17 protein-coding genes are annotated in these 20,917 nt (G+C 61.6%); 10 read left to right on the top strand and 7 right to left on the bottom strand.

Annotated elements, in window-relative coordinates:
* Positions 1–87: 87 nt before the first annotated feature.
* The 3 genes from NKH21_RS27690 to NKH21_RS27680 all read right to left on the bottom strand — a co-directional run bounded on the left by NKH21_RS27690 (position 88) and on the right by NKH21_RS27680 (position 3,745).
* Complete coding sequence (locus NKH21_RS27690; protein ID WP_023675957.1) at positions 88–537, bottom strand: cyclic nucleotide-binding domain-containing protein; 450 nt, start codon at positions 535–537, stop codon at positions 88–90.
* 155 nt (positions 538–692) lie between these two features.
* Positions 693–3,407, bottom strand: coding sequence for an ABC transporter transmembrane domain-containing protein (locus NKH21_RS27685; protein ID WP_352868916.1), 2,715 nt, complete (start codon positions 3,405–3,407; stop codon positions 693–695).
* Positions 3,408–3,424: 17 nt separating this feature from the next.
* Entirely contained in the window at positions 3,425–3,745 is a 321-nt protein-coding gene (locus NKH21_RS27680; RefSeq protein WP_352868913.1) for a hypothetical protein, read from the bottom strand.
* A gap of 130 nt (positions 3,746–3,875) precedes the next feature.
* On the opposite strand from NKH21_RS27680, the gene NKH21_RS27675 reads away from it, so the two are divergent.
* A complete protein-coding gene (locus tag NKH21_RS27675; RefSeq protein WP_352868978.1) occupies positions 3,876–4,544 on the top strand; it encodes a class I SAM-dependent methyltransferase in 669 nt (222 codons plus the stop codon).
* A gap of 223 nt (positions 4,545–4,767) precedes the next feature.
* On the opposite strand, the gene NKH21_RS27670 is transcribed toward NKH21_RS27675, so the two are convergent.
* From NKH21_RS27670 to NKH21_RS27660, 3 genes are read right to left on the bottom strand one after another with little or no spacing between them, the layout of a single operon-like run.
* The gene (locus NKH21_RS27670) at positions 4,768–5,964 is read right to left on the bottom strand and encodes a glycosyltransferase family protein (RefSeq protein ID WP_352868911.1); all 1,197 of its coding nucleotides are present in this window, start codon (positions 5,962–5,964) and stop codon (positions 4,768–4,770) included.
* Positions 5,961–7,205, bottom strand: a complete 1,245-nt coding sequence (locus tag NKH21_RS27665; protein ID WP_352665280.1) for a glycosyltransferase — start codon at positions 7,203–7,205, stop codon at positions 5,961–5,963. The genes NKH21_RS27670 and NKH21_RS27665 overlap by 4 nt, the downstream gene beginning before the upstream one ends.
* Position 7,206: 1 nt before the next feature.
* A complete protein-coding gene (locus NKH21_RS27660) occupies positions 7,207–8,421 on the bottom strand; it encodes a glycosyltransferase family protein (RefSeq protein WP_292654357.1) in 1,215 nt (404 codons plus the stop codon).
* A gap of 937 nt (positions 8,422–9,358) precedes the next feature.
* On the opposite strand from NKH21_RS27660, the gene NKH21_RS27655 reads away from it, so the two are divergent.
* Positions 9,359–9,697, top strand: a complete 339-nt coding sequence (locus NKH21_RS27655) for a hypothetical protein (protein WP_352868908.1) — start codon at positions 9,359–9,361, stop codon at positions 9,695–9,697.
* A 187-nt stretch (positions 9,698–9,884) separates the two neighbouring features.
* Positions 9,885–11,123 (top strand): M24 family metallopeptidase, encoded by a 1,239-nt coding sequence (locus tag NKH21_RS27650; RefSeq protein WP_352868906.1) that lies wholly within the window; start codon positions 9,885–9,887, stop codon positions 11,121–11,123.
* Between the two features lie 3 nt (positions 11,124–11,126).
* Here NKH21_RS27650 and NKH21_RS27645 read toward each other — a convergent pair whose 3' ends face one another.
* On the bottom strand, positions 11,127–11,999 hold the full coding sequence (locus tag NKH21_RS27645) for a helix-turn-helix domain-containing protein (protein WP_352566883.1): 873 nt from the start codon (positions 11,997–11,999) through the stop codon (positions 11,127–11,129).
* A 106-nt stretch (positions 12,000–12,105) separates the two neighbouring features.
* On the opposite strand from NKH21_RS27645, the gene NKH21_RS27640 reads away from it, so the two are divergent.
* The 7 genes from NKH21_RS27640 to NKH21_RS27610 all read left to right on the top strand — a co-directional run bounded on the left by NKH21_RS27640 (position 12,106) and on the right by NKH21_RS27610 (position 20,706).
* Entirely contained in the window at positions 12,106–13,377 is a 1,272-nt protein-coding gene (locus NKH21_RS27640) for an extracellular solute-binding protein (RefSeq protein WP_023675947.1), read from the top strand.
* A 206-nt stretch (positions 13,378–13,583) separates the two neighbouring features.
* Positions 13,584–14,444 (top strand): carbohydrate ABC transporter permease, encoded by an 861-nt coding sequence (locus tag NKH21_RS27635; RefSeq protein ID WP_352868903.1) that lies wholly within the window; start codon positions 13,584–13,586, stop codon positions 14,442–14,444.
* Positions 14,441–15,292: a carbohydrate ABC transporter permease gene (locus NKH21_RS27630; RefSeq protein WP_352868901.1), complete on the top strand. Its 852-nt coding sequence runs from the start codon at positions 14,441–14,443 to the stop codon at positions 15,290–15,292. Before NKH21_RS27635 ends, NKH21_RS27630 begins: the two co-directional genes overlap by 4 nt.
* Positions 15,293–15,300: 8 nt before the next feature.
* A complete protein-coding gene (locus NKH21_RS27625; protein ID WP_352868898.1) occupies positions 15,301–16,398 on the top strand; it encodes an ABC transporter ATP-binding protein in 1,098 nt (365 codons plus the stop codon).
* A gap of 56 nt (positions 16,399–16,454) precedes the next feature.
* Complete coding sequence (locus NKH21_RS27620) at positions 16,455–18,488, top strand: aldo/keto reductase (RefSeq protein ID WP_352868895.1); 2,034 nt, start codon at positions 16,455–16,457, stop codon at positions 18,486–18,488.
* A gap of 31 nt (positions 18,489–18,519) precedes the next feature.
* Positions 18,520–18,843 (top strand): hypothetical protein, encoded by a 324-nt coding sequence (locus NKH21_RS27615; RefSeq protein WP_352719419.1) that lies wholly within the window; start codon positions 18,520–18,522, stop codon positions 18,841–18,843.
* 63 nt (positions 18,844–18,906) lie between these two features.
* Complete coding sequence (locus NKH21_RS27610; protein WP_352868893.1) at positions 18,907–20,706, top strand: NAD(P)-binding domain-containing protein; 1,800 nt, start codon at positions 18,907–18,909, stop codon at positions 20,704–20,706.
* Positions 20,707–20,917 lie beyond the last annotated feature (211 nt).

Raw genomic sequence — 20,917 nt, 5'->3', positions numbered from 1 at the left:
GCTAGGCGAGACAGGCTCTCTCCGGGTGACCTTCTCAGCGAGAGGACAGTGCCGTCACGACGGCGAGGATCGAGCGCACGTCCTTCGTTATTTGGCGCTTCGTGCGTCGATCAGATCCGCCGTCGTATGGCTTAGGCGATCGGCAAGAACCCGCAATATCTCGATGGTCATTTCCGGGAACTCCCTCATAAGCCTCAGGAAATGATCCTTGCGGATTCTCAGGGCTTCCAGCGGACTTGCCGCTCTGACGGTGGCAGTGCGGGAGCTGTTGCACAATATGGCGATCTCGCCAACGATCGAATTTGGCTCCAGTTCGGCAACTTTTATCGGTCCGCTGTCGGAATCGACAAGAATATCCGCCCTGCCTGAAAGGATGACATAGGCGGCGTCTCCCTCGTCGCCCTGCCGGAAAAGGATCTGGCCGGCGCTGTAGCTGACACGATCGGATGTGAACGCAAGCAGCTTGAGCTTTGTCGGCTCGATGGCAGAGAACAAGGGAACGCGTTGCAGCATTCCAACTTCATCCTTGAGCAGCATTGTCGAACCTTCCAAAATTCGCGTTTGCCAGACTAGAGCAACGAACGCCCAGATGGAATCAATTCTCTTTCCGGGATGGCGAGACAAACCACGCGAAAGGCGGCGAGCTCGATGTCGTGCACCGGCAGAATGATCCCATCTGAATGTCCGTTGCTCTATGACAACAGTTCCTTGAAGATACCGTTCCCTGCCAAAAGTGTCTCGTGTGTTCCGTCTTCCGCCAATTGACCCGAGTCGAAGACGATAACGCGATCGAACATCATCGCCATTGCCGGATTCGTCAGGACCCACACAATTGCCGGCGAATGGCCGTCGCGCCTGGCTTCCTCGAGCACATTTCGAAGCACCTTATCCTGCATGCGCTGGTCGAGCGCCGACAGCGGCCGGTTGAGAATGAGAAAATCGGGACGCTTGAGCAAGGCCCGGGCAACATCGAGCTTCTGTCGCTGTCCACCGGTGAGCCGCCTGCCGCCGGAGCCGACGTTGAAGTCCAGGCCGACATCCAGAAGTTCGCCATAAAGCCCCAGTTCGTCAAGAATGTCATAGACGATGGAGCGTATGCGGTCCGGCGCGTCGGGATGATTGTTGCCCACACGCCCGAACAGGACATTATCCATGACGGTGGCCGCGGCAATGTATTTGGCAGGATCATACCGTTCGACCGCATTGTGCAGCTCGGGCGGCAGGTCTTCATAGAACCGGTTGCGTGCAGCGACGATCTTGCTCATCAGCTCGTCGCTCAGCAGGCCGAAGCGGTGCCGGGGCTCGATATAGGCAAAGCTCAAGGTGACGATCATGGCGCGATCGTTCTCCGAAACCGCCTCGTAGGGACGGTTCTTGAGCCGTTGCAGCAAGGTTTCGTAGGCGGGTATCTCCTCGGCGCTCATGAAGGCGAGCTGCTGGAAGAACTGATGATCGGGCGGCAGGTCGGCAAACAGCTCGATCGCCTGTTTGGCGATCTCCAAGCCCATTTCGTAGAGCGTGCGGTCGAGACCGGCTTGCCTCAGCACGGAAGCAAAATAGGGATTGGCCGCCAGGGCCCTGTCGGCCAGTTCGGGGCCGGCGGCAGCGCCGAAGAGCAGGTTTTGGCCGATCGTTGCTTCCTTATTGTAGGCGCCCGGTTCGAAAGGAACCACCAGTCCGCTCAGCCCTTCTTGTTCCAGCCGGGTACGCAGCGCCGCACGCAGCTCGACGATCCGCCTGGCAAGCTCCGTGTGACGCGTGAGGTCGGCCGAAGAGCGCAAGCCAAGATCCAGAATGTCGCGCGACAGAACAACAGCGTCGAGCACCCGGCGCACGGCTTCAAAGAGGTCGTGCGGGCCGGTAGCGCCAGCGGAAGCATAGTTTATCCAGTCGCTGTGGATATCAAGATCCGGATTGCCCGACCGGCGCGCCTCGTGGATGTTCCAGCGGTGCTGGTCTGCCGCAGCACCGTCGTAAGGCACCGATGTCAGCGGCGCATGCTTCAACCCGTAGAGCAGGTTGTCGCGGAGGCTTGCCTGGAACAGGAAAACATCCGACGAGGCATACGACATGCGCCGGCCGGTTACTGCTTCGGGAAGTTCAAGCAGGTCGTCGCTGCCCGAAGCGACCCTTCCGCTGTCCGGCCAGTTCAGCCGCGCGAAGGCTTCTGCAAGCGCCTCCGCTCCACCTGTTGCGGTACTGACCAGCGCCACCGTCTCACCCGGCTTGACCTGGAGGGAGATGCGGTTGAGGAGCATTGCACCGCCATCGTCTGCTATGGACAGATTGATCGCCGACAGCGGCTTGGTCATCGGATCGGGATCGTCGATCGTCAATGCCCCGATTTTCGGCGCAATGAGACCTTCGACGGTGAACTGTTCAACGACCTGTTGATATTTGACCTGGACATCCTGCCGATCCTGATCCCAGTCGATCAGTTCCTTCATCGGTCCGGGCAGGTCCTTGTAGGCGCCGATCACGGCCACGAGCTGGCCGACGTCCAGCCGCCCCAGGATGACCAGATACCCGCCGATCATGTAGAACAGAAAGGGCGTGAGCTGCGCGAGAAAATTGTTGAGGAACTTCACCATGAATTTCCATTGGTAAAGATCGAAGCGGATCTTGAAGATGAGCCCGAGCCGGGCAGCTATGTCGGCGCGCTCGTAGTTTGATGTATCGTGGACGTGAACCGCGCCGATGCCGTCGACGATTTCGCCAACCCGGCCCGAAAGCGCGCGCGCCGTCAACTGCCGTTGGCGCCCGAGCACGATCAGCCGCCGCCGCATTCGCGGGATGAGCACGATCTGGATCGCCACGATCACGACCGCTATCATTCCGAGCCAGACGTTCTGGATCATGATGAACAGCATGGCCGTCAGCGCCTGGCCGCCGAGCAGCACCGGCTGCAGGAAGGCGTCGCCGATGAAGCCGCCCAGCGGCTCCACCTCGTCCTTCACCATGGTCGCCACTTCGGCGGATTTGACCCGCTTGAAGTAAACCGGCGGAAAACGCAGCACGCGGTCGACCAGATCGAAGCGGATACGCCGCAGCATGCGTTCGCCGAGGCGGCCCTTGTAGGTGTTGATGTAGAATTTGAACAGGCCGTTGATGACGACTAGTAAGAGGAACACAAGGCTCAGGGCAAACAGGGTCTCCATGCGGTCGAGCTGAAAACCGGAGAAGAACTGGACCTCTCCAATGAACGGCAGGTTATAGTGTAGCCTCATGAATGGCTGGGTCGCGCCTGGTTGCTCGAAGCCGCGACCTTGGATCGGTCCGTTGACGATCAGCTTCGGCAGGTCGAACGACATGAAATACGGGATCATCGAAAGCACGACGATCATCAATATCCAGAGCTGCTGCTTCTTGGTGTGCGTCCAGATATAGCGGGCTAGGCTGGCTTCCATATGCGACTGTGGACCCTTCAGTTGGAAGGATGCAGGATGTAAAAGCACCTGCTGGCGAATGGCGTATCGGCAATTTCTTCGTCGCCAACGATGAGCTCGAAGCTGCTGTGCACGGACATTGTCCTGCGCTCAACGATGCAGGGAACCTGCGAGGCGGCGCGATCCAGTTCCGGCGCATGGTCGATGGCAACGACATGGGCATTGTTGATCGGCGAAGAAAGCAGCTGGCCAAACGGTCCGCGGCTTTCGCAGGGCTTTGGCGAACAGCCGAGCAGCACGAGGCCGCAGCTGCGCGGCTGGTGCTGGCGAATGGACGCCGATGATCCGGACAGATGCAACAGGCTCTCTCCGGCACCGGGCAATAGCCAAGCGGCTTGCAGCATGATCACGTCCGCGGAATCAAACAGTCTTGCGGGAGGCAAGATTGCGTTGTGTCGCCCAAAATCCCAACATACAAGACGAATTATGATGGATGTCACGCAACCACGCAATGCCATGGACTGGCACGAGCAAGCCTTGGACCTCACGCGGGGAATTGCTGCTTATGTCAACTGCCCTCTCGTGTCAGGGCTGGCGCGCGTCGTCGCCAAGCATCCGAAGGCCGATATCGCCAACGCCTTCAACCACAAGCAGGTCGCCTGCAAGATGTGGGCGCTCGACAGGCTGTTCGAAAGCTGCGGCGGCCGGTTCGAGCGCATATGGGTCCTGGGTGGATGGTACGGCGTATTGCCGGCAATGCTTTTCAACGACGCTCGCTTCGACATCGCGGCGGTCGATAGCATCGACATCGATCCCGAAGTCGCGCCGGTCGCCCGGACCCTCAACCGGGAAGCCGGCGACCGGTTCCGGGCACTGACGGCAGATATGTACGCACTCGACTATGCGGCCGGGCGGCCCGACCTGATGGTCAATACGAGCTGCGAACACATAGCCGATCTGCGCGCCTGGCTTGCTCTGCTTCCGCGGGGCACGAATGTACTGCTGCAATCGAACGATTATTTCAGCGAGCCGACGCACATCAACTGCGTGGCTTCACTTGCAGCCTTCGAGGAAATGGCGGCGCTACGGGAGGTGCGGTTCTCCGGCGAACTGCCGACAAAAAATTATACGCGCTTCATGCTGATTGGAACTGTTTGATGCATTTCGCCCAAAGTGCGTAGCGGTTTTGGGACAACGACACGCATAAAACAGGACTTGAAGCGCGTCGCACGAATCTCACCAGATACGACGCGCTTTGGAGCAATTCCAGGAAACGTGTGAAACGGTTTTCCCGGGAAAAGCGCGTAGCTCTTTCCCTTGGGAATTGCGTCAAAACAAAGAGATAGAGCGGTTCTGCGTTTCCGTGAACCGATGAACCGCTCTAGGATCTATCGTCTGTTTGATCATGAACTTTTCCGAAACCAGGCCCCACATTTAGGGACCATGTTCGATACCGCTCGCGCAGGATTTGCGCGGAGCGACGCGCGCCCTGCAGATCGAGGCGATGCGCGGATGGCGTCGGTCCCACAAGCGCCTGTTCGATCGCTTGCGCCAAACCTTCAGGCGTCAGGTCCTTTTCCATCAGCACCGTTGCAAGACCGAGTTCTTCGAGCATCAGGGCGCGAACCGTCTGTTCGGTTTCGCCGCCGGCTGCAAATGGAACGAGCAGGGAGCGACAACCCGCGCGCAGGACATCGCAGACCGTGTTGTAACCCGCCTGCGAGACTGACAGGCGGGCGCCGGTCAGCAGGCTGGCGAAATCCTCGCGGAACCGGAAGATGGACAGGCCCGGCGTGGCATCGCGTGCGATCGCGTCAAACTCGTCTTTCGGCAGGTTTGGGCCGGTGATCAAACACCATTTCCAAGCGTTGTTGGCATTCCGCGCCGCTGCGATGGTGGAGCTGACAAGGCTCTTTCCGGCAGCCCCGCCGCCAACCGACACCAGAACATCGAAGCGCTCGGAGGCCGCGGGCGATGGCGGCGCGGCAACGAGCCCTGTGTAGGTGACCTCGGCCCTGATCGCCCCAGCCAGTGGAAATGTCCTGTCGATGGTTGCGAAAGCCGGATCGCCGTGGACCATAACAAGATCGAAATGCCTGTTGATGAGATCGACCGTTTCCTCGTTTCGGCCCGGCTTGACGCGCTCCTGGAGAATATCACGGACGGACGTCGCCAGCAGCGGTCTGGGCGACGTCGCGTCGATGGCCTCGATCAGCGGCAAGAGTTCGAAACGCATCTGCCGGCGCCCAAATGGAAACGCCTCGACAATGACGATATCAGGCCTGCAATCCCGGAATGCCTGCAGCAGCATCTCCGAACGCCATTTCTTGAAATCATCGTCGATCGGGTTGCCCTGCAGGTCGACAAGTCCGGAAAATCCTTCATCACCGGAGGTGACAGGTGGCAGGGTTACAGATTTTATCCCCAGTCCCGGAAACCCGGCGATCGGCGCTCCGCCGGTAACGACAGTTACGTCAAACCCGTCCTCGACCAGAGCCGCTGCAACGCGGCTGGCGCGCGCGAGATGGCCGATGCCGAGCAGGTGCTGGACATAGAAGAAAGCGCGCAGCCGCTTCATTCGGCGGCCCGCCACTCCCGCTCGAACAGTTCCTTGAGCTGTCCAATGCTTGCCATATGATCGAAATTGCCGCGCACGCGCCGCTCCGCGGCGTCGCCGAGGCGGTCGCGGAGCACGGGATCACGGATCAGGCGCTCCAGCGCCTGTGCCAGGGCAATCGGGTTTTCCGTCGGAACCAGCAACCCGGTTTCATCCGGCGATAAAAGCTCCGGCACGCCGGAAATATCGGTCGACACGCAGGCAAGCCGCTGGCTAGCCGCCTCCACCAGAACGTTCGGCAGACCGTCGCGGTCGCCATTTGCGGTGATCCTGCAAGCCAGGGCGAAGATGTCGGCGCGGCGGTAGTGCTCAAGCACTTCCTCCTGCGCAAGCGCGCCCTTCCAAGAGACTCGACCATCCAGGCCGAGCTTTTGCGCCAGCGCCTTGAACCGTTCCAGTTCCTCGCCGCCGCCGATATGCTCGAAACGCCACGCCAGATCGCCGGGCAACAGGGCAAGGGCCTGCAGCAACGTATCGTAACCTTTCTTTTCAACGGCGCGCCCGACACTCAGGACGACAACCGGTTCGTCCGGCGCCGAGCCGTCATGCTGCTTTCGCGCCTCGCCGAAACTGCCGAAGCGATCAAGGTCGAGCCCATGATAGCTCAGGTGCACAGACGAGTTGCCGTTAGCGAGTTTTTTCAGACGGTCGAAGCCGGTTTTCGTGCAAGTGACCGTCCAGCGCGCCGAGGAAAGCTTGCCGGCCAGATCCCAGTCCGCCGAAGTCCAGATGTCCTTGGCATGGGCCGAGCAGGTCCAGGGCAGGCCACGAAGCTGGCTGGCATAGCGCGTCACCGATGCCGGTGTGTGCGCGAAATGTGCATGCAGCCAGGCCGCGTCTTCCGGCCATTCGGCCGCCAGCACGAGCGCTTGCCCGAAGCGGCGCGCGCGATTGCGCGTAAAGTCGCGGGGCATATCGGCAGCCAGCGATCCGAGCGCGCGCCAGAAGCCCGGACGCAGCAGATAGGCAAACAGCGAGCGAAGCACGCGCAGCGGCTCTTCATGCAGATATTCCGGTAGATAATGGACGGGCGCTTTGATCTCGTCATGCACGGGGTGGCGTTTTTCGTCGGTCGGCCGCCTGAGCGCGACGAGTATCAGGTCGAACCCCGCACGCTCAAGACCGAGCAGTTCCTGCGCGATGAAGGTTTCGGACAGCCGCGGATAACCCTTCAGAACCACGACGATCTTGCGATGTTGCAACTCAGGTCATTCCTTCAATGACCGAAAGGTGATGGCCGGCCCGCCGGTCGAGCAGTTCCGCGACGATTTCGGAAATGTGAGGCAGCCCCTCCAGCGTCAGATGCGGATTGCTCTGCGATGGGCGGGGCCGGTCCGGCAGCACCTTCAGTGCATCTGCAAACCGCCGGGAATCCTCGGCTTCTTCCGGCAAAAGCATCTCGATGAGGCCGAGTTCGGCTGCGCGCCGTGCGCGGATCAGTTGTTCCCGGCGGGGCTCGACGCGCGGCACGATCAGCGCCGGCTTGTCGAAAGACAGTATCTCGCAATAGGTGTTGTAGCCGCCCATCGCCACTACCGCCTTGGCGCCGGCAATCAGGTCTTCCATGCGGTTGTCGAACTCGATGATCTTGATGTAGGGGATCTTGGACCCCTTCCTGAGCAGCTTGTTGCGCTTGCGCGCCGGCATGTAAGGCCCAAGCACGATCAGGGCTCTATGCTGCAATTGCGGATCCTGCTGATAGGCATCGATGACGTCGTGGATCAGATCGGCGCCGTCACCGCCGCCACCGGTGGTAACGAGGATATAGTCGCCCTCGGGCCGGTGGCCGGGCAACTCGTTCCGCTGCAGGCTCCGTTGCAGGAAACCGACGAACCTCATCTTTGCCCTGACAGCCGGGGGTACATCCAGGCCGGTCAACGGATCGTAGAAATCCGGCGGACCATAGGCCCAGACCTTGTCGTAGAAGACGCCTATCTTGCGCATCACGTCTCTGCGTGCCCACTCTGCTTCGAGCAGATGCGGCGCATCCATCACCTCGCGCAGGCCAAGCACCAGCGTGGTGCCCCGCGTCTTGAGGTAGGACAGCGTGTCCTCAATCTCACCGCGCAGGCCGAGCGGTTCCTTGTCGACGATGAAGATATCCGGCCGGAAGGTCTCAGCTGTATGGCGGATGATCGACTGGCGCATCCTTAGCGTCTCATGCAGATCGATGTCCTTTTCCAGCGAGGTGTATTCGCCGTTACGCAGCTTGATGACGCTGGGGATCTTCACGAAGTCGACACGGGCGCGGTAGTCGAAGGCGCCAGCGATAGTCGCACCCGAAATGATAAGCACCTGAAGTCCGCGGAAATCCTCGACCAGCGAATGCGCGATAGTCCGGCAGCGCTGCAAATGGCCGAGCCCGAACGTGTCGTGGCTGTACATGAGAATTCGAGCGTTTTCTGCGTGCTGGGTCATTGTTGAACGTCTCTTAGAATTCTCGCCTTGAGGACCGTAGCGACCCGCGGGATTCGAAACCATCCTCGCGGGTCTACCGACCTGTTCTGAAACATGAGGGCGCAATTTTCAATTCGTATTACAAAGAGGGTCCATATGCTGAAATCAGGAAGCTACGTCTGCTCAGCGGCTTGCTTGCCACGTAGGTCCAGAAGAACCTGCACCATTTCACTGGTATTGACCATCTCGGATTCTCGGCGGCCTTGGCCGCTACGATCAACGTGGAAGCTCCAGAATGGAATAAGGTATGGGTTGGGTACTTCATTTCGAGCATCTCAGCCAAGCTCCTAAACCATGATGTGCCTTGGCGTGGGAAGCCGGAGCGTTGACGGAGTAGGGGACACGTTCGAACCACCTAGATCTCGACTCTCAGACCAGAATCTGGGGGTCAGGAGTTCGAATCTTTTCGGGCAAGCCATTCATCCAATTGAACTCACTAGCTTTTTGGACGCCATGGGCGACGTGGTGCCGGTTTAATTTTCGGAATTCAGCCGATTTTTCGGGCGGTGTTGAATGGTCGGCGGTTCCTGGCGCCAAGATCGCAGAGCGGCACCTCAAAAGCGCGCCTGCGCTCCCAACTTCACGAAATGAGGAATGTTCCTCAATCGCCTTGAATGATCTCAGCGAGGCTCCTCGATCCTAACCTCATGTCAGTCGACGCACACTGCGCCGTAGCGACGCCGGATAATCTGCCGGCAGCAAAAATCCCGGCGCTGCGGTCGTGCGAAGTACGCTGTCGATAAAATTCAGGACTTTTGCGTGTCGATTTCGGACCAAGGTCCGTCTTGTAGAATACTGTATTTGAACAAAGCTAGGTAAGCCGACTTTCGGATTCGGAAGTCCTGATGCTTTTCATCGGGAACCCATCCTGGCGGGAGGGCGACTCGAAGGAGGAACTATGAAAACGCGCACCTGTCTATTCGCGACTGTAGCCGCTCTCACCCTTGTCGCGTCTCCGGTCCTCGCTGCTCCCGGCGGCAATGGCAATGGCAACGGCAATGGCGGCAGCAACGGTAACGGCGGAAACTCGGCCGGGGCCGGCTCGCAGGGACACGGAGCCGCCACTTCCGCCGCGGCCAAGGACAAGTCGACGACCGGAGTCGCTCATGCAGCGGCGGTCGTTGCGACGACACCGGCGTCACCGCAGGCCACGCTGGCCCTGCAGGCAGCGCTGGCAAGGCAGGCCGCGAAAGACGCGGCAGACACTGCCGACGACACCTCTGACGAAACCGAATAGGGGTTCGAAACAGACAACTTGTTGCGTTGAAAGCCGCGGTTCGCCGCGGCTTTTTTCGTTTCCCGACGACGAACTCTCAAGGTGAACAGCGCTTCCAGAAAAAAGCTGCTCCACGGCGGCACTGAAGCTACGCTGAGGCCAAATGCCGCCGCGTCGGCATCGAACTCGATTGCACTGGAGGGAACTCGTGACCGGCTTTGTCGACCGAGAACGCGCAACAGACCTGATGCAACTCGCCGGCATCGAGGCGCTGGTGCTTTGCGAGCCCGAGGCGTTCCAATATGCCACCGGTGCCTGGATCGGCCCGGCCGGCCTGTTCCGGCGGGCCGGCGCCGGTTTCGTGGTCATCCCGAAGCGAGGCGACCTGCCGATCGGCGTCGTGGTGGCGGATTTCCAGGCTGGCCAGCTCCGGGCGGCGATGGCCGGCGCCGTGGTGCGCACGCATGCGATCTGGATCGAATCGGCGTCGCTCGAGCCGGCGACGGCCGACCGGCCCGTGGCGCAGCGCATCGAGGCCGGCCTGGTTGGCCGCGAGCCCGGTTTTTCACGTCCGGCGACCTTCGAGCTTGCCCGCTCCGTCCGCGAGCTGAAAACGATCCTCGCAGAATTCGGGCTGGAGCGTGCGACGCTCGGCATCGAACTGGATTTTGTCTCAGCCAGCGATTTTGCCGCGATGCAGGCGATGTTGCCGGGGACTCCCCTGGTCAACGGCTCGCCGGTTCTCGACAGGCTGCGGGCAATCAAATCGCAGAGCGAAATCGACCTTCTGCAGCAGGGCATCGTCGTGTCGGAAGCCGGCCTGTCGCGGCTGCAGCGCCATGCGACGACCGGCATGCGTCAGTCGGAGCTGGTCGCGCTCTACCGGCAAGGCGTCGCGGATGCAGCCGCCGGGTCATCGCAGCAAATCTCGACAGCCGAATACGTCACGCTGGGCGCTCGCCCCAAAAGCGCCGATGCGGTCGCCGCCGCAGGCGATCCGCTGAAGGCCGACATGGTCTGCAGCGTGAACGGCTATGCCTCGGACATGTCGCGGAATTTCACCTTCGGGCCACCGTCGCCCGAACAGGCCGAATTACATGCAATTGCCGAACGCGCCTTCGCCGACGGGCTTGCCGCGCTTATGCCCGGAAAGCCGCTCGCCGCCGTGCATCGCGCCGCCAGCGAAAGCCTGGCGCGCCAGGGCCTGCGTTCCTATCGCCGCGGCCATTTCGGCCACAGCGTCGGCCATTCCGTATTTTCGGAGCAATGGCCGTTCATCTCGGCCGACAGCGATGTCGTGATCGAAGCCGGCATGGTGCTGGCATTCGAGATCCCGCTCTACATCGACGGTCTCGCCAGCTTCAATCTCGAGGACCAGTTCCTGATCACCGCCAACGGGCCATCGCCGATGAACCGCTTGCCGAGGGGTTTAGGGACCATCGGCTGACCGTCACCTCACTCCCGGCACGCCCTTGCGAAAATCCGACGGCGACATGCCGGCAAGCTTGCGGAATGACTTGTTGAAGGCGCTGAGCGAACCGAAGCCCGATTCCATGGCGACGCGCAGCACATTGGCATCCTGATGCATCAGCAGCGCCTGCGCGTAGCTGAGGCGCAGCAGATTCACATATTCGTTGAGCGTCATGCCGGTCGATTTCTTGAAGATGCTCATGGCGTATTTGGGATGGATATCGGCCGCCGCGGCGATGTCGACGCAATCGATCTCGTAGAGGAAATTCTCGGCGATGAAGTCGCACATGCGCCCTACATTGCGCAGCGATTGCTGATCGAACGGACTGCCTATCTCCTGTTCGACCGGGGTTTCGGGCACCAGCCGGTAAGGCTCGAACCGCACCCGCTCCAGCCGCAGCAAAAGCTCGTTGACGGCATGCTCGGCCTTGACCGGGTCGCCGGAGCGGGCATAGCGGTTCCAGCGCTCGAAATTGTGGTCGTCCGACCGGTCGGTGGCGTCGGTCACCAGCGTCGCGCCAGTCATCAGCCTGTTGCGGACGTCGGCGGGCAAATGCAGCCGGAAAAAATGCACCAGCGGCAGATGCGCGCCGGCATAGATGGCATCGTCGGAGGCTTCGTCCATCTGGTGCGGCAGGCCGCCCCAGAACAGGCACATGTCGCCCGCAGAGAGCGAAAGCCCGTGCCCGTCCATGCGGTAATGCACGGCGCCACGCACGATGAAATTCACCTCGACCTGGGCGTGCCAATGCGGCTTGAGCATCACCAGGGGCTGGGTGTGGAACATCTGCAGCAGCAGCGGCAGGCCCTCCACGCTGCTGGCGCCGGGCTGGTAAAACGGCCTTTCCGGCATCTTACTTTCCGCTCATTTCTTATTCCCTTTGTCGCGGACAAGGCGTTCTCGAAGCCTAGTCTAGCCACGCTCGCAAACAGAGAGCAACTGAAATGGGAGGATTTCAATGCGCATAAAATTGACCTGCGCCGCGCTCGCGCTTGCCTTGGGCTCCAGCCCGGCCTTTGCGCAGTCCGGTGAAATCACGATCTGGAGCTGGAATATCGCCGCTTCGTCGCTGAAGGCCACCATAGCGGGCTTCAACAAGCAGTATCCCGACATCAAGGTGACCGTCGAGGACCTCGGCAACCAGCCGACCTACGACAAGTCGATCGCCGGCTGCGCCGCCGGCGGCGAGGGGCTGCCGGACATCGTGACGATCGAGAACGGCGAAGCCGAAAACTACTGGAGCCAGTTCCCGGATTGCTTCGTCGACCTGCACACGCTCGGCTACACCGCGGAAGACCAGGCAAAATTCCCCGACTTCAAGCGCACCGAGCTCGAGGTTGACGACAAGGCCTACGCGATGCCTTGGGATTCCGGCCCGGTGGCGATGTTCTACCGCCGCGACTTCTATGAGAAGGCCGGCGTCGATCCGTCCTCGATCAAGACCTGGGACGATTTCATCGCCGCCGCCAAGAAGATCCAGGCCGCCAACCCCGGCGTGACGATGACCAACGCCGATTTCAACGGCGATTCCGAATTCTTCCGCATGATTTCCAACGAGCAGGGCTGCGCCTACTTCTCCGCCGACGGTCAATCGATCACCGTCAACCAGCCCAAATGCGTCGACGCCATGACCAAGATCAAGGAGATGAAGGACGCCGGCATCATTTCCTCTGCCGACTGGAGCACCAAGATCACCAACAACACCGCAGGCAAGGTCGCCACGCAGATGTACGGCGGCTGGTATGAAGGCACCGTGCGCACCGAATCGCCCGATGGGGCAGGCAAATGGGGCGTCTATCTGATGCCGAGCCTGACCGCCGACGGTCCGCGCGCCGCCAATCTCGGCGGCTCCTCGCTCGCCATCACCTCGGTGTCGAAGAACAAGGAAGCCGCCTACGCCTATCTGAAATACACACTTGCGACGAATGAAGGCCAGATCACCATGCTGAAAGGCTTCGGCCTGGTGCCGTCGCTGATTTCGGCGCTCAACGACCCTTATGTCTCCGAAGGCCTGCCCTATTGGGGCGGCCAAGCCGTGTGGAAGGACATCCTCGGCACCTTGCCGAAGGTCGTCCCCAGCCGCGGCACGCCGTTCCAGAGCGACGCCGAAATCATCATCCGCGCGGTGCAGACCAAATATCTGGCCGGCGGCTATCCCGACGCCAAGGCAGCGCTCGACGATGCCGCAAGCCAGATCGCCGCGGCGACCGGCCTGCCGGTCAAGTCGTGATCTAGACGAGACGGCTCCGGTGCGCGGCTCCCCTTCTCTCCTTGTGGGAGAAGGTGTCGCCGAAGGCGACGGATGAGGGGTGCTCCAGCTTGGCGCCGGCGGCACTCCGGCCATCACCCCTCAACCGTCTCGGCGCTACGTGCCGACCCACCTTCTCCCACAAGGGGAGAAGGCAAGAGACTTGAAAAGCAGAAAGGAGGAAAACGATGCGCTACCAGAACGCCACGGCGTACCGCTTTCTCGCGCCCTATCTGCTGATCTTTTCGATCTTCTGGCTGTGGCCGATCATCGATTCCTTCCTGATCTCGTTCCAGGCGACGCGCACCGTGCCGTGGCGGTTCGCGCCGACCTTCAACTGGGGCCGGCTGATCGGCGATCCGGCCTTCTTCAATGCCTTGAAGAACACATTGCTGATCCTTGTCATCCAGGTGCCGGTGATGATTTCGCTGGCGATTGTGATGGCAGTGCTTTTGAATTCGCCGCTGCTCAAGGCGCGTGGCCTGTTCCGCTTCGCCTTCTTCGCGCCGGTCGTGGTCGGCGAGGTCGCCTATTCGGCGGTTTTCCGGCTGATGTTCAATCTCGACTACGGCATCATCAACAAATTGCTGAACAGCATCGGCCTGCCCAGTGTCGACTGGTTTACCAACGTCACCCCGGCGATGGCGGTGATCATGATGGCGGTGACATGGCGCTGGGCCGGCTACAACGCCATCATCCTGCTCGCCGGCCTGCAGTCGATTCCCGAGGATGTCTACGAGGCAGCGACCCTGGACCGGGTCAGCAAGGTCAAACAGTTCTTCTACATTACGCTGCCGCTGCTCAAGCCGATCATCGTGTTCTGCGCCGTGCTGTCGATCATCGGCACCATGCAGCTGTTCACCGAGCCGTTCCTGATCACCGAGCGCGGCGGGCCGGGCGGCGGCACCGAAACGCTCGGCCTGCTGCTTTATCGCCAGGGCTTCAGGTCGCTCAATTTCGGCTACGCTTCGGCCATCGCCTACACCATGGCAGGGCTGGCGATCGCCATTTCGCTGGTACAGATATGGCTGACGAGGGAATCGAAATGACCTCGCGTTCAAGAGTCAGCCGTTCCCAGGCCAGATTGGGACGCAGCATCGCGCTGCATCTGTTCCTGACGCCGCTAGCGCTGGTCTGGCTGTTTCCGCTGTGGATGATGGTGGTCTTTTCCACGATGCCCGACAACGGCATCTTCAGCCCCGACATCGAGCTTTTGCCGCACGGCAATTTCCTCGACAATGTCGGCAATCTGCAGCGCGGCACCAATTTCATCGGCGCCATCGGGATCTCCGTCTCGGTGGCGGTGACCTATACCTTCCTGTCGGTGATGCTGACCTCGATGGCCGGTTGGGCGCTGGCGCGTTACAACTTCTTCGGCAAAGGCATGGTCGTCGCCATCATCTTCGGCACCATCACGCTGCCCTATGCGGTCGTGCTGATACCGCAATTCATCATGGTGGCGCGCGACTTCAAGCTCGCCAACACCTGGGTGGCGCTGATCGTGCCGCCGCTGTTCAACTCGCTGGGCGTGCTGTTCATGCGGCAGAGTTTTTCGATGATGCCGCACGAGCTGTTCGACGCCGCCAAGGTCGAGGGCGTCAAGGAATGGCGGATATTCCTGTTCGTCGCACTGCCTCTGGCGCGGCCGATGCTGGCGGCGCTCGCCATCATCCTCTTCCTTGCCTCCTGGAACAACTATCTCTGGCCGCTGCTGATCAATTCCAAGCCGGGCGCAATGACCGCGCCCGTGGCGCTCGGCACGCTGATCGGTCTTACCAAGGTGTCCTGGGGCGGCATCATGGCGGGCGCGGTGATGCTGACAGCGCCAATGCTCGTCGTGTTCGTGCTTCTGCAGCGCCATTTCGTTGCCGGCATCGCCGCCGGCGCCATCAAGTAAGGATCAGCATGGCGGCAGTCACACTCAAAAACGTCATCAAGCGCTTCGGCGTCTTCGAGATCGTCCACGGCGCCAATATCGACATCGATGACGGCGAATTCGTCGTCTTCGTCGGCCCTTCCGGCTGCGGCAAGTCCACGCTGCTCCGGATGATCGCCGGGCTCGAGGACATCAGCGACGGCGAGATCGCCATTGGCGGCAAAGTGGTGAACGACGTCGAGGCGGCCGATCGCGGCATCGCCATGGTGTTCCAGTCCTACGCGCTCTATCCGCACATGACGGTCGAGCAGAATCTGAGCTTCGGCCTGAGAATGACCGGCAACCCCAAGGCAGATACCGAGCGGCGGGTGAAGCGGGCTTCCGAAATCCTGCGCATCGCCGAGCTGATGAAGCGGCGGCCGCGGCAATTGTCGGGCGGCCAGCGCCAGCGCGTCGCCATCGGCCGTGCCATCGTGCGTGAGCCGCAAGTGTTCCTGTTCGACGAACCGCTCAGCAATCTCGATGCCGAGCTCAGGGTGCAGATGCGCGTCGAGATATCGCGCCTTCATAAGGAGCTTGGCGTTACCATGGTCTATGTGACGCACGACCAGACCGAGGCGATGACGCTGGCCGACAGGATCGTCGTGCTCAACGCCGGCAATATCGAACAGATCGGCGCGCCGCTCGATCTCTACGATGACCCGGCCAACCGTTTCGTTGCCGGCTTCGTCGGCTCGCCGAAGATGAATTTTCTGGTGGCGAAAATGGTCGGGACCGACAACGGCGCTGCGATCGTCGAACTGGTCAACCATCGCGGCGCGCGACTGCGCAAGCCGCTTTCGGATGCCTTGCCTGCGATAGGCGGCGATGTCGTGCTTGGCGTGCGGCCGGAGCATTTCTTCGACGCCGGCCAGGGCGATTGCGACCTTACCCTCAAGGCCGACGTCGCCGAGCACTTGGGATCGGTGAGCTATGTCTATGCCAATTCCGGGACCGGGGGCGGGCGCGAGGAACTGATCATCGAGCGCGAGGCATCGAGGCATCGCGCCAATGGCGACGACCTGGTGGTGTCGATCAAGGCCGACCGCTCGCTTCTCTTCGACGCTACTGGCGCACGCATTCGCTAACCCATCTTTCTTTTGTCCGATCGCGATTGATCGCGGCCACCCCACGGAGATTCGACATGACGTCCAAACCAGAAAAAATTCGCTGGGGCATTCTCGGGCCCGGCAACATCGCCAAGGCCTTTGCCGGCGGCGTCGCCCATTCGCGCACCGGCACATTGGTCGCCATCGGCGCGCGTAATCCCGGCAAGGCGGGGCTCACCGATGCTTTCCCCGGCGCCCGCATCCTCGACGGCTACGAGGCATTGCTTGGCGACCCGGATGTCGACGCGATCTATATTTCGACGCCACATCCGAGCCATGCCGAATGGGCGATCAAGGCAGCCGAGGCCGGAAAGCATGTGCTTTGCGAAAAGCCGCTTGGCCTGACCGCCTTCGAGGCCGACGCCATGATCCATGCCGCGCGCAAGGCCGGCACCTTTCTCGGCGAAGCCTTCATGTACCGGCTGCATCCGCAGACGGCCAAGCTGGTCGAGCTGATCAGGGCCGGCGCGATCGGCGACATCAAGATGATCAAATCCAGCTTCGGCTTCGCCATGCCGGGCTTCATGCCGGAGCACCGGCTTTACGCCAAGGATCTCGCCGGCGGCGGCATTCTCGATGTCGGCGGCTATCCCGTCTCGATGACGCGGCTGATTGCCGGCGCCGCGGCGGGAAAGCCCTTCGCCGAGCCGGACAAAGTGGTGGGCACTGCGCATCTCGGCCAATCAGGCGTCGACGAATGGGCGTCGGCGTTGTTGCATTTTCCGAGCGGCATCGTCGCGGAAGTGTCCTGCAGCATCTCGCTCGCTCAGGACAATGTCTTGCGCATTCTCGGCAGCAAAGGCCGCATCGAGGTGGCGGATTTCTGGTATGCCGGCGGCCAGCAAGGCGGCACCGGCGAAATCCGCATCATCCGTCCGGGTGACACCGAGGTGGTCGAGGTCAAGGAGGACGGCTGGCTTTATGCATTCGAGGTCGATGCCGCCGGCGAGGCCATTCTCGGTGGGAAGCAGGAGTTCGCGTGGCCCGGCATGGGCTGGGCCGACAGTCTCGGCAATCTGCGCGTGCTCGATAAATGGCGGGCCGCGATCGGGCTCGAATACGACATCGAGAAACCGGCAAAGCGCGTCAACACCATCTCCGGGCGGAAGCTGCGCTCCGGCGGGACCGCCATCCCCAAGCGCAGCATTCCGGGCCTGCCGCGGCCGGCCTCGTGCCTGGCGCTCGGCTTCGAGGATTTCCGCAGCTTTTCGTCGGGCGCCATCCTGCTCGACGCCTATTTCGAGGCCGGCGGCAATCTGTTCGACACCGCCTTCGTCTACGGTTCCGGCTATACCGAGACGCTGCTCGGCCAATGGCTGAAAAGCCGCGGCGTGCGCGAGCAATCGGTGGTCATCGGCAAGGGCGCACACTCACCGCTCTGCTATCCCGACGTCATCGGCAAGCAGCTCACCCAGTCGCTCGAGCGGCTGCAGACCGACCATATCGACGTCTATTTCATGCACCGCGACAATCCGGACGTGCCAGTCGACGAGTTCGTCGATGCGATGGACCGCGAGGTCAAGGCCGGCCGCATTCGTGGTCCGTTCGGCGGCTCGAACTGGACGATGGAACGCATGGACGAGGCGATTGCCTATGCCGAGCGCACCGGCAAGCAGAAGCCCGGCGCGCTTTCCAACAATTTCTCGTTGGCCGAGATGCTGGAGCCGATCTGGGCAGGCTGCGTCACCTCCTCCAGCGACGCGTGGAAGGCCTGGCTCACCGCCCGGCAGATGCCGAACTTCGCCTGGTCGAGTCAGGGCCGCGGCTTCTTCACCGATCGCGCCGGCCGCGACCGGCGCGACAATGAGGAGTTGGTCCGCGTCTGGTACTCGGACAAGAATTTCGGCCGGCGCGACCGCGCCATCGAGCTCGCCAAACGGTTGGGCAAGAGCCCGATCCACGTCGCGCTCGCCTATGTCCTGGCGCAGCCCTTTCCGTCCGTCCCGCTGATCGGACCGCGCACGCTCGACGAATTGGAAGACAGCCTCCAGGCACTCGACATCTCGCTTTCGCCGGACGATCTTGCATGGCTGGATAGCGGTTCGGATCAGGCCCGGGCGCGGGCCTGACGGCAGGGAGAAGGTTGCTAGAAGATGCGCTATGCGTGACTCGTGGATTGGAAACGAGCTGATCAGAGTGCTTCTCGAGAGCGACTCAGTGGATCTGAAGTTTATTGACGTTACCGTGGAACTCTGGACTTTATTCAAGGTGGCCCACGACGGAGGTGCTGGCGTCTGGATAAACCCAGATAATCGTAATGGCGATGTAAGCACAATTTGGAGTTTGGTCGGAACGCGACTTGTAGAAGTAGCCTTGGAGGACACGGTTCGGATCAGATTTGACAACGGCTCGGAAATCATGGTCCCACCTGGCAACCGCCGAGGAGCCGTTATAACGGGAGTAGATGGCTACGATCCCTTCTGAATTTATACTGGCCCTACCGAATTTTGCGCGGATTCTGGCGCTCTTGGTCGACGAGGAAGATAGATGCTCGACATCGCACCATCGAAACAGGCTGCCACCTGGCTCGGTTCCTTTGCCCGAGCGCTCGAAGCAGGCGACGTCGAGGCCGCAACCAGCCTGTTCGTCGAGGACTGCTATTGGCGCGATCTTTTGACCTTCACCTGGAACATCAGGACGATGGAGGGGGCGGCCGCGATTCGCAACATGCTGACGGCGACGCTGGCCACGACAAAGCCCGCTCGATGGCAGCTCAGCGGCGAAGCGACTTCGGACGAAGGCACCACCGAAGCCTGGTTTTCTTTCGAGACGTCATCGGCGTGGGGGCATGGCATCATGCGCCTCATGGACGGCAAGTGCCGGACGCTGTTCACGGCGATGCGCGATCTCAAGGGGTTTGAAGAGCGCAAGGGCCCGGCGCGGCCTTTGGGCGTCCGCCACAAGGCCGATCCGGAGCGCGAAACCTGGCTGGAGGCGAGGCGCCGCGAGGCGCGTGACCTCGGCGTTAGCCGGCAGCCCTATTGCCTGGTCATCGGCGGCGGCCAGGGCGGCATCATGCTGGGGGCGCGGCTCAGGCAGCTGGGCGTGCCGGCCATCGTCATCGAGAAGAACGCCCAGGCCGGCGATTCCTGGCGCAATCGCTACCGCTCGCTCGTGCTGCACGACCCGGTCTGGTACGATCACCTGCCCTACATCCCGTTTCCCGAGAACTGGCCGGTGTTCACGCCCAAGGACAAGATGGGCGACTGGCTGGAGATGTATACGCGCGTCATGGAGCTCAACTACTGGACCTCCACGACATGCGTGAGCGCCTCCTACGACGAGACCGAAAAGGTCTGGACGGTCGAGCTCGACCGCGCCGGCGAGCGCATCACACTGAACCCGAAGCACATCGTCTTTGCAACCGGCGCCTATGGCCCGCCCAGGCCGATCGACCTGCCGGGCGCCGAGGTCTTCCAGGGCGAGATCCTGCATTCCAGCCAGTATTCCAGCGGCGAAAAATTCCGCGGCAAAAAGGTCGCCGTTATCGGCGCGGCAAGTTCCGGCCATGACGTCGGCGTCGACCTCTGGGAGAGCGGCGCCGAGGTGACGATGGTCCAGCGCTCGCCGACGACGGTGGTCAAGTCGGACACGCTGATGGAGATCGGCTTCGAGATCTTCTCGGAAAAGGCGCTGGCCCGCGGCATCACCACTGAAAAAGCCGACATGATCGTCGCCTCGACGCCGTTCGCGTTGCTGCCACAGGGCCAGCGGGCGCTTTACGACATCATCAAGGCGCGCGACGCGGCCTTCTACGACCGCTTGCGCGGCGCCGGCTTCGCCATCGATTTCGGCGACGACGAGACCGGGCTCCTGATGAAGGCCTACCGCACCGGCTCGGGCTTCTACATCGACGTCGGCGCCTGCGACCTGATCATCGACGGGGAGATCGGCATCCGTAGCGGCGTCGGGATCAAGTCGCTGACGCCGACAGGCATCCTCTTCGACGACGGCACCGAACTGGCGGCCGACGCAATCATCGCCTGCACCGGCTATCTCTCGATGAACGAAACCGTGGCGGCGATCGTCTCGCGCGAGGTCGCCGACAAGGTCGGGCCGTGCTGGGGGATTGGCTCGGGCGTGAAAGGCGATCCGGGGCCGTGGCAAGGCGAATTGCGTAACATGTGGAAGCCGACGGCGCAGCAAGCGCTGTGGTTCCACGGCGGCAATCTGGCGCTGTCGCGCTTCTATTCGAAATTCGTGGCGCTGCAGATCAAGGCGCGCATGGAAGGCATTGCGACGCCAGTGTATAGAGCGCCGGTGCGAAGCTGTGATCTCCCCCCTTGAGGGGGAGATGGCCGGCAGGCCAGAGGGGGTCGCCGCGCGTCGAGCGCCAACCTCCATCCGTTGCAGGAAGGCGAGCCCAGTCGAACCGACCCCCTCTGTCGCCTTCGGCGACATCTCCCCCTTGCGGGCAGGGCTATCGCATATGAGTGATGGCATTGATGAGATAGTCGTCGTTCCAGGCGCATTTCTTGATGCGATGGCTGATGGGAAC

The organism is Mesorhizobium sp. M1329 (genome assembly GCF_040318035.1).
Lineage (GTDB): Bacteria > Pseudomonadota > Alphaproteobacteria > Rhizobiales > Rhizobiaceae > Mesorhizobium.
Note: the sequence above shows the minus strand (reverse complement) of the source record. Positions and strands in the feature narration are given on the sequence as shown.